An 11,949-nucleotide genomic window follows, 5' to 3' on the forward strand; every position below is an offset into this window, starting at 1 on the left:
CCCCGACTTCACAGGGGCGCGGCCCAGGAGTTCTACATGCTCTTACAACGCATTTTTGCCTCGGTGCTGTTGCTGGCCTGCATCGGCCTGGCGCTGATGGCATGGCCGTATCAGGCGGCTTTCTCCTACGAACCCGTCGGACCGCGCGCCTTTCCGCTGTTGATGCTGGGCCTGATGAGCCTGGCCCTGCTGTACATGCTGGTGCGTCCGACGCCCATCGTGCACAGCGAAGACGACCCGCAACTGGACCGCGAAACCCTGAACAAGATCGGCATCTGCGTGGTGCTGCTGCTGATTTTCGCCGGGCTGTTCGAACCGCTGGGCTTCATCCTCAGCAGCATGCTGATCGGCATTCCGATGGCTCGCCTGTATGGCGGTCGCTGGCTACCGAGTGTGGTGGTGACGACGCTGATGGCGATTGGTCTCTACCTGCTGTTCGACAAGTTGATGGACGTGCCGTTGCCCCTGGGCCTGCTCGACGTTCTGGAGAACTGATATGGATACGCTTGGCTATTTGGGCCAGGGCTTCGGCGTCGCGCTGAGCCCTTACAACCTGGTGACGGCACTGACCGGCACCCTGATCGGCACCGTCGTCGGCCTGTTGCCGGGCCTGGGCCCGATCAACGGCGTGGCGCTGCTGATTCCGATTGCCTTCGCCCTCGGCCTGCCACCGGAGTCGGCGCTGATCCTGCTGGCGGCGGTTTACCTGGGCTGCGAATACGGCGGCCGGATCAGCTCGATCCTGCTGAACATTCCGGGCGAAGCCTCCACCGTGATGACCACCCTGGACGGTTACCCGATGGCTCGCAAAGGCTTGGCCGGCGTAGCGCTGTCGCTGTCGGCGTGGAGCTCGTTCATCGGCGCGTTCATTGCCACCTGCGGCATGGTGCTGTTCGCGCCGCTGCTGGCGAAATGGGCGATTGCCTTTGGGCCGGCGGAATACTTCGTACTCATGGTGTTCGCGATTGTCTGCCTCGGCGGCATGGCCGGCGATCGTCCGCTGAAGACCTTCATCGCGGCGTTGATCGGCCTGTTCCTGTCGACCGTCGGCATTGATGCCAACAGCGGCGTGTACCGCTTTACCGGGGACAACATTCACCTGACCGACGGCATTCAATTCGTGGTGCTGGTGCTGGGCCTGTTCTCCATCAGCGAAATCCTTTTGCTGCTGGAAAAAACCCATCGCGGCCAGGAAGCGGTGAAAGCCACCGGCCGCATGATGTTCAACCTCAAGGAAGCATCGGCGGTGTTCGTGGTGAACATTCGCTGCGGCGTGTTCGGCTTCATCATGGGCGTGTTGCCGGGTGCAGGTGCGACCCTCGCCAGCGCCGTGGCCTACATGACCGAAAAGCGCATCGCCGGCGCCAAGGGCACCTTCGGCCAGGGCGACATGCGTGGCCTGGCTGCACCGGAAACCGCCATCGGCGCTTCGGCGTGCGGCGCGCTGGTGCCAATGCTGACCCTGGGCGTTCCGGGTTCGGGCACCACAGCCGTGATGATCGGCGCCCTGTCGCTGTACAACATCACCCCCGGCCCGCTGCTGTTCCAGCAGCAACCGGACATCGTCTGGGGCCTGATCGCCTCGTTGTTCATCGCCAACATCATGCTGGTGATCCTCAACATCCCGATGATCCGCATCTTCACCCGCATCCTTGCCGTGCCGAACTGGGCGCTGGTGCCCGTGATCGCGATCATCACCGGGATCGGTGTCTACGCGGTGCATGCCACCACCTTCGACCTGTTCCTGATGGTCGGTATCGGTATCTTCGGTTACATCCTGCGCAAGCTGGATTTCCCGCTGTCGCCGGTGTTGCTGGGGTTCATCCTCGGTGGCCTGATGGAGCAGAACCTGCGCCGCGCCCTGTCGATTTCCAACGGTGCGCTGGAAATCCTCTGGTCGAGCCCGATCACCCTGGGCGTCTGGGTACTGACCGTGTTCATGCTGTCGCTGCCGCTGCTGCGGATCTGGCGCAAACGTTCGCTCGCTCGTCGCGCGGTAGCCGATGTCTGATCGAACACCGTTCAACGCCTGGTGGGGGACGCCGCTGGTGGGCGCGCTGGGCGGTTACCTGGCCAGCCTGGTTGGCTGGCCGCTGCCCTGGATGGTCGGCTCTTTGCTGGCGATCATCCTGGTGCGCTGCCTGACGCCGTGGCAACTGGCGGAAATCCCTGGCGGCCGCAAGTGCGGCCAGTGGATTGTCGGCATCGGCATCGGCCTGCATTTCACCCCGGTGGTGATGGAGCAGGTGCTGAGCCACTTCGGCCTGATCTTCTTCGGTGCGTTGGTCACCAGCCTGTCGGCCGTGGTCGGCGTCTGGTTGATGCGACGCACCGGCGAGGATCGCGCCACCGCCTTTTTCTCCAGCATGCCAGGCGGCTCCGGCGAGATGGTCAACCTCGGCGCGCGCAATGGCGCGGTCCTCAGCCGCGTCGCGGCGGGCCAAAGCCTGCGGGTGCTGGTGGTGGTGCTGTGCGTGCCGGCCGCTTTCAAATACCTGCTGGGTGATGGCGCGCCGATCTTTCATCCGGCGGCCGTCGACTGGCGCTGGCTGGCCCTTCTGTTTCCGGCAGGTGCTCTGGCCGCCTGGCTGTGGGAACGACTTCGTCAACCCAACCCATGGCTGTTCGGGCCTTTGCTGGTCAGTGCAGCGGTGAGCATTGCCTGGGACCTGCACATCAGTCTGCCCAACGGCGGCAGCCAGATGGGCCAATGGCTGATCGGCAGCGGCCTGGGCTGTCATTTCAACCGGCAGTTTTTCCGGCGCGCGCCTTCCTTCATGGGACGGACCCTGATGGGCACCGTGCTGACGATGTTGATCGCCACGGCGGCGGCATTGGGCTTGAGTGCGCTGACGCATCTGGATTTGCGTTCGCTGACCCTGGGCATGATGCCGGGCGGCATTGCGGAGATGAGCCTGACGGCGGAAACCCTGCAATTGTCGGTGCCGCTGGTGACCGCAATGCAGGTGATGCGCTTGCTGTTCGTGCTGTTTCTGGCGGAACCGTTGTTCAAATATTGGGACAGGACCGCCGAGCGTTAACACGCCATCGTCAATCTGAAACAAAGGCCCCGGCGCAGATCATGCAACGGGGCCTTTCTTTTATTGACCGATCGGCGAAATCTTGAAGTTGCCCAGATAGACTTCTACCAATTCACCGGTGCTTTCCCGGCGCGCCACGAAGCGAAAGTCCGAGGCATCGAATCGGGCCGAGGGAAAATAGGTGGTGAGATTGATTTCACCGCTGACCGCGCGGTAATACTCGACTTCAGCATCTGCATCTGCCCGAACATGGTATCGAACTTCAATACTCCCTGGCCCCAGAGAGTGCACGCCACTTTGGGTGCCCGCCGCAATCTCGAAGACGATCGAGCTGTGGTAGGGAGGTTGATCCACTATCGCAAATGCCTGATACGCCTCGAGATCCTCGGAATAGGCGCCCACCTCTGCGGTGTCGAAGGTGCTTCGCGGATCGGACGGATCCCAGCGTCGGGTTTTCGCAAACAGGTGACCGGATCCTTTGGGCAAGGCCTTGATCTGCTCGAATTTTAACTCTGGCATGACAAACTTCCTTTTCCTGATGGCCCGGCACGCCCGAGTGCGTGCAGGTCAATCGATTAGGCAAAGGGCTGGCCGTGCTTGTCTACTGACAGAAATAACAGGTTGGCAGCGGAATCGGACGAACGGCTACGCCTCAATCGCGCTTGCCGACGCTCGCCCGAAGCACGGTGGAGAGAAATACACGCCCCGGCCATCAATCGGGTCGAGGCGTGCGTTTTTAACCAAAAGCCGAGATTTTGAAATTGCCCAGATACACTTCCACCTGTTTTCCCAAGCCTTCGCTTTCAGCCACGAAACGGAATTCCGAGGCCTCGAACGTGGCCGTCGCGAAGTTCGTGGTGAGTTTTATTTCGCCCCGAATGGCGTAGTAGAACTCGATCCCCTCCCCCGCATCGACGTAATAGCGCACGGCAATACCCGATGGACCGAGCGGATAGGTGCCATTGGCGGTGCCCGCCTTGATCTCGAAGGTGATCCCGCTGTAGTAGCCGGGTTCTTGCACGACAGCGTGCACGCTGTAGGTTTCCGGATCATCGGAATAGACCCCCACTTGCCAGGCGTCGAAGGTGCTGCGCGGATCCTCCGGAGGAAAGCGGCGGGTTTTCGCGAAGAGGTGGCCGGCGCCCTTGGGCAGGGCCTTGATTTGCTCCAGTGCAGCTCTGGCATGACGAGTCTCCCTTTCTCTGATGACCCGGCACGCGTGGGTGCGTGCGGGCATTTGATTAAGCGAGGGAGTCGCCAGGCTATCTACTGTCAGAAATAACAGGTTGCCGCCACCTTCAGACGAACGGCGGGTCGCCAGGCGGCCTGTTTCTTGAACAGGATTGCCGTGGACGTTTACACGACTGGCGGCAAGCGCCACTCGATCGGCGTCTCGCCATTCTGCTCAAGGAACTTGTTGGTGCGACTGAAGTGCCCGCACCCGAGGAAGCCGCGGTAGGCCGACAGCGGCGACGGATGCACCGAGGTCAACACCAGGTGTTTGGTCGCATCGATCAGCTTCTGTTTGCTCTGAGCATGGGAGCCCCAGAGCATGAACACCAGGTGCGGCTGCTGTTGGCTGACCACTTCGATGATCCGATCGGTGAAAAACTGCCAGCCCTTGTCCTTGTGCGCGTTGGCATTGGCACGCTCGACCGTCATGGTGGTGTTGAGCATCAATACGCCCTGGTCGGCCCAGCTTTGCAGGTAGCCGTGATTGGGAATGTCGATGTTCAGGTCGCGCTTCAACTCTTTATAGATGTTCACCAGCGAAGGCGGCGCCGGTACCCCCGGCTGCACCGAGAAACACAGGCCATGGGCCTGGCCCGGACCGTGATAGGGATCCTGGCCGAGGATCACCACCTTGACCTTGTCCAGCGGCGTGGAATTGAGTGCGTTGAAAATCAGCGGGCCCGGTGGATAGATCTCCTTGCCGGCCGCACGCTCCTGTTGCAGGAAATTGCGCAACTCTGCCATGTAGGGCTGGTCGAACTCAGCACGCAGTGCCTCCTTCCAGCTCGGTTCGAGTTTGATACGGTCGTCAGCAGTCATGGTTACACCCGGCAAAAACAATGGGGCGAACCCTAGGAAAGCCCATCACGCTTGTCAATTGATCTGACGCAGATCCGGCACTTTCCCACACAGCGATCATACTGAACGCTCAAATTCCCGATCGAGGTCACGATGAATCTGCACTTCGAAGAACTGATCGGCACCGACGGCGCCCGCATCGCAGTCGCCAGCCTGGATGCCGAAAAGTCCCTGAACGCCCTCTCTCTGCCGATGATCAACGCCCTGCGCGATCGGCTCGACGCCTGGGCCAAGGATCCACAGGTGGTCTGCGTGCTGTTGCGCGGCAACGGGGCCAAGGCCTTTTGCGCCGGCGGCGACGTGCGCAGCCTGGTGGAAGCGTGTCGCGCACACCCCGGCGAAGTGCCGCCACTGGCGGCGAACTTCTTCGCGGCGGAATACCGCCTGGACTTCTACCTGCACACCTACCCGAAACCGCTGATCTGTTGGGGCCATGGCTATGTACTGGGCGGTGGCATGGGCCTGCTGCAGGGCGCCAGCATCCGCATTGTCACACCCAGCAGCCGCCTGGCGATGCCCGAGATCAGCATCGGTCTGTACCCGGACGTCGGCGCCAGCTGGTTCTTGTCGCGCCTGCCCGGCAAGCTCGGTCTGTTCCTCGGCCTGACCGGCGCGCACATGAATGGCCGGGATGCGCTCGATCTGGACCTGGCCGACCGTTTCCTGCTCGATGAACAGCAACAGGCCTTGATCGAAGGTTTGCTGCAATTGAACTGGCAGGAACAGACGCCGGTGCAACTCAACAGCCTGCTCAAGGCCTTGCAACAGGAAGCCCTCGCTCAGATGCCCGATGCCCAGTGGCTGCCGCGACGCCAGCAGATCGACGAACTGCTGGATGTCAGCGACGTGCGTTGCGCCTGGCAGGCCATCAGCCAGCAGCGCGACAGCAGCGACCTGCTGCTCAGCCGCGCCGCTCACACCCTGAGTGAAGGCTCGCCACTGACCGCGCATCTGGTGTGGGAACAAATCGTCCGCGCTCGCCACCTGTCTCTGGCGCAGGTGTTCCAGATGGAATACACCCTGAGCCTCAATTGCTGCCGTCACCCGGAGTTCAGTGAAGGCGTGCGGGCGCGCTTGATCGACAAGGATCAGCAGCCGCACTGGCATTGGTCGGACATCAACCACGTGCCGCAGGCGGTGGTCGAGGCGCACTTCCAGAAAGCCTGGGAGGGGCGGCATCCATTGGCGGATCTGCAGGATCACTGAACGAACGTGGGAGCGCTTTTGCTCGCTCCCACTCGGTTTGGCGTTTCACTCAAATCAGCGTCGGCCACCGCGGCCATCATGGTCACCGCGACCATTGTGGTCGCCTCTTCCACCCCGGCCATCGCGACCGCCATGGCCTCCCCGGTAATCGTTGTTCCAGCCTCCACGGTTGCGACCATCCCAGCCGCTGCGGCTGTGGTTGTCCCAGCCGCGATTCTGATGGGCCCGGTAATCGCCCCGTGGCGATGGTTGGTAATAACGCGGCGCTGGTTGATAAACCCGCGGCTGGTAGTAGTAGCGCGGGGTGGGCTGGTAATACCGGGCCGGTGGCGAGTAGTAGCGGCGTTGCGAGCTGTAGTAGCCGCCGTTTGAATAGTAGGCCCCGCCACCGGAATAGTACGGCGCCGGGGACGAATACACCTCGGAACTGTAATAGCTGCCCCCATCGGCGTAGGGCACGCACGCACCGATGGTCAAACCCGAGACAGCAATCAGAAGAATTCGACGTAGCTGCTTTAGACAGTGCATGGCGGCCTCCTGGACCGCGAGTGAGCCACACCAGCGACGCTGGCGAGCGACAGTCAATTATTAGGAGACTGTCGAAAGATCAGACATCGAATCCGAAATCTGGTGCGGTCTTGCAACAAGTTGAAACATCTCGCCGATGAAAGGTTTTTCATACATTCATGCGCGGGTTAATGGTGCCCTCCCCGATATCCACCGCCGTAATAACGCGGCGCGTGCCCTCCCCAATAGTAGTAGCGATAACCACCGTAAAAACGCGGGCCGTAGTAATAGCGCGGGCCGTAGTAGTAGGAGTAAGGCGCGTAGCCCGGGGAGTAATAAGGCGAGGAATACACGTCGTACGAACCGGCGTAGTAGTAGCAGCCGGACAGCCCGACACCGAGCACGACACCCAGCAACAGTCGACGAAACATGGCGGCCTCCTGAAAGACCTGCAGCCGATACAGGAACAGCTGACTCATCTATTGACTGTTTTTTGATCAGCGAGTGCAAGGCCTGCGGCGACCTTCGGATCGGCGGCCGACGATGCTGCAAACCGGTGCGTTCGTGCACCATCACGACGCAACCAACGCCGACCTGCGGCCTGCCCTTGCACATCGATCCCCCGGCGCAGAGGGCCTGGAGCGACTTGGCACGCCTCTCGCTTTAACAACCCCGTGCAGGAGTCATCACAGGTTCGCGGCACCACAATTTGCAAATGGCTGACTAGGGTTCCGGCTCGCAATCGCGAGTGGCTGGTCCGAGAGTTGGCGACCTCCAGTTGAGGTTACACGGCGGGACAAAAGCCCGGGAGACAAGCCACCGCTAGCGGTGCCGCATTGACTCCTGTCCGCCCCTGATCAACTGGAGAACCCGAACCATGTCTCGACTACGTTTCCCCGCCCTGCTCGCCGCCGCGTTCGCCGCGTTGCTCAGCACCCAATCCCAGGCTGCACAAAAAGACCACTTCAGCGTCTGCTGGACCATCTACGCCGGCTGGATGCCGTGGGAGTACGCAGGCAGCCAGGGCATCGTCGACAAATGGGCGAAGAAGTACGGCATCAAGATTGATGTGGTGCAGCTCAACGATTACGTCGAATCCATCAACCAATACACCGCCGGCCAGTTCGACGGCTGCACCATGACCAACATGGACGCGCTGACCATCCCGGCCGCCGGTGGCGTGGACAGCACCGCGCTGATCGTCAGTGATTTCTCGAACGGCAACGACGGCGTCGTGCTCAAGGGCGAAGGCAAGACCGTCAGCGACCTCAAGGGCATGGACGTCAACCTGGTCGAGCTGTCGGTGTCCCACTACCTGCTGGCCCGCGCGCTGGACTCGGTGGATCTCACCGAGAAAGACCTGAAAGTGGTCAACACCTCCGACGCCGACATCGCTGCGGCCTTCAACACCGCCCAGGTCAACGCTGTCACCACCTGGAACCCGATGCTCTCGGACATCAAGGCCAAACCCGGCGTGACCGAGGTTTTCAACTCCAGTCAGATCCCCGGCGAAATCATGGACATGATGGTGGTCAACAGCGCCACCCTCAAGGACAACCCGGCCCTGGGCAAGGCCCTGACCGGCGCCTGGTTCGAAGTGGTCGCGCTGATGAACGCGAAGAACGGCGCCAGCCAGGCCGCGCTCGAGCACATGGCCAAGGCCTCCGGCACTGACCTCGCGGGTTTCCAGGCGCAACTGGACACCACCAAGCTGTTCGCCACGCCACAGGAAGCCCTCGCCTTCGCCACCAGCACGCAATTGCCGGAAACCATGCGCCGGGTGGCCGAGTTCTCGTTCCAGCACGGTTTGCTGGGTGAAGGCGCCAAGGACACCAGTGCGGTCGGCATGGCTTTCGCGAACGGCGTGACCAGTGGCGACAAGAGCAACCTCAAGCTGCGTTTCGACCCCAGCTACGTGCAAATGGCCGCCGACGCCAAGCTGTAAGAAGAGGACCTGGCCATGCGCCTGATCAATCGTCACCCGGACCGCCCGAGTCGCCTGTTGCTGGTGATCCTGCCGTTCGCCCTGGTGCTGTTGGCCTACTTCATGGGCTCGGCCGAGCGGCTGACGGAAAACCCCAACGACAAGCTGCTGCCGAGCGCCGTGCAAATGGCCGACGCGGTCAAGCGTCTGGCCTTCGTGGCAGACACACGCACCGGTGAATACCTGCTGTGGCAGGACACCGCGTCGAGCCTGCAACGGTTGGCCATCGGCCTGGGTATCAGCGCGCTCGCCGGGCTGTGCCTTGGCATGGCCGCTGGCACCCTGCCGCTGTTTGGCGCGCCGTTGTCACCGCTGCTGACGGTGCTGTCGATGGTGCCGCCGCTGGCGATCCTGCCGATTCTGTTCATCGTCTTCGGGCTGGGGGAATTGTCGAAGGTGATGCTGATCGTGATCGGCATCACCCCGGCCCTGGCGCGGGACCTGGAACAGCGCGCCCGGGAAATCCCCGTGGAATTGCTGATCAAGGCGCAAACCTTGGGCGCCTCCACCTGGACCCTGATGCTGCGGGTGGTGCTGCCGCAGTTGCTGCCGCGCCTGCTGATCTCGCTGCGGCTGATGCTCGGCTCGGCGTGGTTGTTCCTGATTGCGGCCGAAGCCATCGCCTCCACCGACGGCCTCGGCTACCGGATCTTCCTGGTGCGCCGTTATCTGGCCATGGACGTGATCCTGCCGTACGTGGTGTGGATCACCCTGCTCGCCTGGCTGATGGACTGGGGCCTCAAGCGCCTGACTCAACGTGCCTTCCCCTGGTATGAAGGAGCGCGCGCATGAGCTTCATCACCGTCAAGAATGTCTGGCAGCAATACGCCGATCAGGTGGTGCTCGAAGGCTTGAACCTGAACGTCAATGAAGGGGAGTTCTGCACCCTGGTCGGCGCTTCGGGCTGCGGCAAGTCGACCTTCCTGCGCCTGCTACTCGGCCAGGAGCGTGCCAGTCGCGGCGAAATCCTGCTCGATGGCCAGGCCCTGGCCAGCGAACCGGACGCGAGCCGTGGCGTGGTGTTCCAGCGCTACTCGGTGTTCCCGCACCTGTCGGTGCTCGACAACGTCGCCCTTGGCCTGGAACTGCCGCGCTCGCCGCTGCTCGGGCGGCTGTTCGGCAGCGCGAAAAAACACGCTCGCGAGCAGGCTTCGGTGTTGCTGCACAAAGTCGGCCTTGGCCACGCGTTGGACAAATACCCGGCGCAGCTCTCCGGCGGCATGCAACAACGGCTGGCCATCGCCCAGGCACTGATCATGAAACCCCGCGTGCTGCTGCTCGACGAACCCTTCGGCGCGCTCGACCCGGGCATCCGCAAGGATATGCACGCCCTGCTTCTGGAGCTGTGGCGCGAGACGCAACTGACGGTGTTCATGGTCACCCATGACCTGTCCGAAGGCTTCAGCCTCGGCACCCGCCTGCTGGTGTTCGACAAGGTTCGCCTCGACCCGCACGCACCCGGCGCCTATGGCGCGCGGATCACTTACGACATCCCTTTGAACAGCGACCGCCGCGCCCAACGCGCCGCCGTCGACGCCTTGCCGCCCACTTTGGCTGGCGTACTTCGCACCGCTTGAGAGGAATCTTCCCATGACCGATTCGACCCAACTGTTCCCGCCCTTCGCCGAAGAAACCCTGCCCGGCGGCGGCCATCGCTCCTTCGTCCTCAAGCGCGGCCAATTGCTGCGCCTGACCGACCTGCGCGGCGGCGCCAACGTCAGCCTGACGCTGCTCAACGCCAACGAAAAAACCGAACGCCTGAACCTGCCCGACAGCCTCAAGTGCCAGCACACCGCGAAACTCACCGCCGGCCATTGCCTGTACTCGGACATGGGCCGCGTATTGGCGGCGATCACCGCTGACACCTGCGGCTGGAGCGACAGCCTCGGCGGCGTGTTGTGCGCCGAGGAAGTCGCGCAAAAATACGGCGCCGGGCGCTATCAGGAGCTGCGCAACGGTTTCTTCCGCAACGGCACCGACAACCTGCTGGTGGAGCTGGGCAAGTGGGGCCTGGGCCTGTCGGACCTGCTGATGACCCTCAACCTGTTCAGCCGGGTGAATGTCGATGAAGCCGGGCGTTTCCACTTCGTCGAAGGCAACTCCAAGGCCGGCGACTACATCGAGTTGTACGCGCCAATGGACACCCTGGTGGTGCTCACCGCCCTGCAACACCCGATGGACCCGTCGACCGAATACGCCCCCAAACCGCTGAAGCTGAGCTGGATGAACGCCGACGCCAGCGTCGCCGAACACTGCCGTACCTCGCGCCCGGAAAACGAGCGCGGCTTCATCAACACCGACCGCCTGTTCGCCTGAGGATCGCTGCCATGTCACTCGCAATCGCTACTGCTCACAAGCTCCCGGAAACAGCGGTCTACCGCGCCACCATCCCGGCCGGCGAACCCTGGCTGATGGAGGTCAAGGCCGGCCAGACCCTGCGCATCCTCGACCTGGAAGGCAATCAGGCCGTCGATACCCTCTTCTATAGCGTGGCCAACCCGAAAGAACGCTACGACGTGCAGCGCACCCTGCGCCGGCAGAACAGCGTCTACCTGAGCACCGGCAGCGTGCTGTATTCCAACCTCGGCAAACCGATGCTGACCATCGTCGCCGACACCTGCGGACGTCACGACACCCTTGGCGGAGCCTGCGCGCAAGAGAGCAACACCGTGCGCTACGCCCTGGAAAAACGCTACATGCACAGCTGCCGCGACAACTACCTGCGCGCCTGCGTCCATGACGGTCGCCTGGGCAAAGGTGACATCGGGCCGAACATCAATTTCTTCATGAACGTGCCGGTCACCGCCGACGGTGGCCTGACCTTCGAAGACGGCATTTCGGCACCGGGCAAATACGTCGACCTGCGGGCCGAGATGGACGTGATCGTGCTGATCTCCAACTGCCCGCAACTGAACAACCCGTGCAACGCCTACAACCCGACACCTGCGGAGCTGCTGGTATGGAACTGAAAATCGTGCGCTTGCGTCGCTGGTTGTTTGCGCTGTGCCAGGCCAGATCGGGGCAGTGCCTCAAAAAGTGAAAGCGCCACCCTCCACTGTGGGAGCGGGCTTGCTCGCGAATGCGGAGTGTCAGTCAACATTCGCGTGGCTGACACACCGC

Annotated in this window: 14 protein-coding genes and 1 riboswitch; of the genes, 9 read left to right on the top strand and 5 right to left on the bottom strand. The window is 62.4% G+C overall.

Annotated features, from left to right (window positions below; genetic code table 11):
• The first annotated feature begins 36 nt into the window (after positions 1 to 36).
• The 3 genes from QIW53_RS07830 to QIW53_RS07840 are packed head-to-tail and all read left to right on the top strand — an operon-like array spanning position 37 to position 3,041.
• Positions 37 to 495, top strand: a complete 459-nt coding sequence (locus QIW53_RS07830) for a tripartite tricarboxylate transporter TctB family protein (protein WP_371049060.1) — start codon at positions 37 to 39, stop codon at positions 493 to 495.
• A gap of 1 nt (position 496) precedes the next feature.
• On the top strand, positions 497 to 2,011 hold the full coding sequence (locus QIW53_RS07835; protein WP_371049061.1) for a tripartite tricarboxylate transporter permease: 1,515 nt from the start codon (positions 497 to 499) through the stop codon (positions 2,009 to 2,011).
• Complete coding sequence (locus tag QIW53_RS07840; protein ID WP_371049062.1) at positions 2,004 to 3,041, top strand: AbrB family transcriptional regulator; 1,038 nt, start codon at positions 2,004 to 2,006, stop codon at positions 3,039 to 3,041. Before QIW53_RS07835 ends, QIW53_RS07840 begins: the two co-directional genes overlap by 8 nt.
• 60 nt (positions 3,042 to 3,101) lie before the next feature.
• Here the strand turns inward: QIW53_RS07840 and QIW53_RS07845 are convergent, their stop codons facing one another.
• From QIW53_RS07845 to ung, 3 genes are all read right to left on the bottom strand, one after another.
• Positions 3,102 to 3,560, bottom strand: a complete 459-nt coding sequence (locus QIW53_RS07845) for a hypothetical protein (protein WP_371049063.1) — start codon at positions 3,558 to 3,560, stop codon at positions 3,102 to 3,104.
• A gap of 217 nt (positions 3,561 to 3,777) precedes the next feature.
• A complete protein-coding gene (locus QIW53_RS07850) occupies positions 3,778 to 4,422 on the bottom strand; it encodes a hypothetical protein (protein ID WP_371049064.1) in 645 nt (214 codons plus the stop codon).
• On the bottom strand, positions 4,398 to 5,093 hold the full coding sequence (ung, locus tag QIW53_RS07855) for a uracil-DNA glycosylase (RefSeq protein WP_371049065.1): 696 nt from the start codon (positions 5,091 to 5,093) through the stop codon (positions 4,398 to 4,400). Before ung ends, QIW53_RS07850 begins: the two co-directional genes overlap by 25 nt.
• Before the next feature lie 132 nt (positions 5,094 to 5,225).
• Here ung and QIW53_RS07860 point away from each other — a divergent pair, with 132 nt between their 5' ends.
• Positions 5,226 to 6,338 (top strand): enoyl-CoA hydratase/isomerase family protein, encoded by a 1,113-nt coding sequence (locus QIW53_RS07860; RefSeq protein ID WP_371049066.1) that lies wholly within the window; start codon positions 5,226 to 5,228, stop codon positions 6,336 to 6,338.
• A gap of 54 nt (positions 6,339 to 6,392) precedes the next feature.
• On the opposite strand, the gene QIW53_RS07865 is transcribed toward QIW53_RS07860, so the two are convergent.
• Together QIW53_RS07865 and QIW53_RS07870 are read right to left on the bottom strand one after the other, a co-directional pair.
• Positions 6,393 to 6,866 carry a hypothetical protein gene (locus QIW53_RS07865; RefSeq protein ID WP_201196167.1) on the bottom strand — a complete coding sequence of 158 codons (474 nt, stop codon included), beginning with the start codon at positions 6,864 to 6,866 and terminating at the stop codon, positions 6,393 to 6,395.
• A gap of 167 nt (positions 6,867 to 7,033) precedes the next feature.
• On the bottom strand, positions 7,034 to 7,276 hold the full coding sequence (locus tag QIW53_RS07870; RefSeq protein ID WP_192302349.1) for a hypothetical protein: 243 nt from the start codon (positions 7,274 to 7,276) through the stop codon (positions 7,034 to 7,036).
• Between the two features lie 281 nt (positions 7,277 to 7,557).
• Positions 7,558 to 7,658: riboswitch (guanidine-I (ykkC/yxkD leader) on the top strand.
• Between the two features lie 64 nt (positions 7,659 to 7,722).
• On the opposite strand from QIW53_RS07870, the gene QIW53_RS07875 reads away from it, so the two are divergent.
• From QIW53_RS07875 to QIW53_RS07895, 5 genes are read left to right on the top strand one after another with little or no spacing between them, the layout of a single operon-like run.
• Positions 7,723 to 8,790: a putative urea ABC transporter substrate-binding protein gene (locus QIW53_RS07875; RefSeq protein ID WP_371049067.1), complete on the top strand. Its 1,068-nt coding sequence runs from the start codon at positions 7,723 to 7,725 to the stop codon at positions 8,788 to 8,790.
• 15 nt (positions 8,791 to 8,805) lie between these two features.
• Complete coding sequence (locus QIW53_RS07880; RefSeq protein WP_371049068.1) at positions 8,806 to 9,621, top strand: ABC transporter permease; 816 nt, start codon at positions 8,806 to 8,808, stop codon at positions 9,619 to 9,621.
• Positions 9,618 to 10,406, top strand: a complete 789-nt coding sequence (locus QIW53_RS07885; protein ID WP_371049069.1) for an ABC transporter ATP-binding protein — start codon at positions 9,618 to 9,620, stop codon at positions 10,404 to 10,406. The genes QIW53_RS07880 and QIW53_RS07885 overlap by 4 nt, the downstream gene beginning before the upstream one ends.
• Positions 10,407 to 10,419: 13 nt before the next feature.
• Positions 10,420 to 11,145, top strand: coding sequence for an urea amidolyase associated protein UAAP1 (locus QIW53_RS07890; RefSeq protein ID WP_371049070.1), 726 nt, complete (start codon positions 10,420 to 10,422; stop codon positions 11,143 to 11,145).
• Positions 11,146 to 11,156: 11 nt separating this feature from the next.
• Positions 11,157 to 11,798: an urea amidolyase associated protein UAAP2 gene (locus QIW53_RS07895; protein WP_371049072.1), complete on the top strand. Its 642-nt coding sequence runs from the start codon at positions 11,157 to 11,159 to the stop codon at positions 11,796 to 11,798.
• The last annotated feature ends 151 nt before the right edge of the window (positions 11,799 to 11,949 follow it).

This window comes from Pseudomonas fluorescens, from assembly GCF_041354075.1.
Lineage (GTDB): Bacteria > Pseudomonadota > Gammaproteobacteria > Pseudomonadales > Pseudomonadaceae > Aquipseudomonas > Aquipseudomonas fluorescens_CE.

Coding starts and splice junctions, on each gene's coding strand:
- QIW53_RS07830 (WP_371049060.1), top strand. CDS start 37: ATGCTCTTACAACGCATTTTTGCCTCGGTGCTGTTGCTGGCCTGCATC.
- QIW53_RS07835 (WP_371049061.1), top strand. CDS start 497: ATGGATACGCTTGGCTATTTGGGCCAGGGCTTCGGCGTCGCGCTGAGC.
- QIW53_RS07840 (WP_371049062.1), top strand. CDS start 2,004: ATGTCTGATCGAACACCGTTCAACGCCTGGTGGGGGACGCCGCTGGTG.
- QIW53_RS07845 (WP_371049063.1), bottom strand. CDS start 3,560: ATGCCAGAGTTAAAATTCGAGCAGATCAAGGCCTTGCCCAAAGGATCC.
- ung (WP_371049065.1), bottom strand. CDS start 5,093: ATGACTGCTGACGACCGTATCAAACTCGAACCGAGCTGGAAGGAGGCA.
- QIW53_RS07860 (WP_371049066.1), top strand. CDS start 5,226: ATGAATCTGCACTTCGAAGAACTGATCGGCACCGACGGCGCCCGCATC.
- QIW53_RS07865 (WP_201196167.1), bottom strand. CDS start 6,866: ATGCACTGTCTAAAGCAGCTACGTCGAATTCTTCTGATTGCTGTCTCG.
- QIW53_RS07870 (WP_192302349.1), bottom strand. CDS start 7,276: ATGTTTCGTCGACTGTTGCTGGGTGTCGTGCTCGGTGTCGGGCTGTCC.
- QIW53_RS07875 (WP_371049067.1), top strand. CDS start 7,723: ATGTCTCGACTACGTTTCCCCGCCCTGCTCGCCGCCGCGTTCGCCGCG.
- QIW53_RS07880 (WP_371049068.1), top strand. CDS start 8,806: ATGCGCCTGATCAATCGTCACCCGGACCGCCCGAGTCGCCTGTTGCTG.
- QIW53_RS07885 (WP_371049069.1), top strand. CDS start 9,618: ATGAGCTTCATCACCGTCAAGAATGTCTGGCAGCAATACGCCGATCAG.
- QIW53_RS07890 (WP_371049070.1), top strand. CDS start 10,420: ATGACCGATTCGACCCAACTGTTCCCGCCCTTCGCCGAAGAAACCCTG.
- QIW53_RS07895 (WP_371049072.1), top strand. CDS start 11,157: ATGTCACTCGCAATCGCTACTGCTCACAAGCTCCCGGAAACAGCGGTC.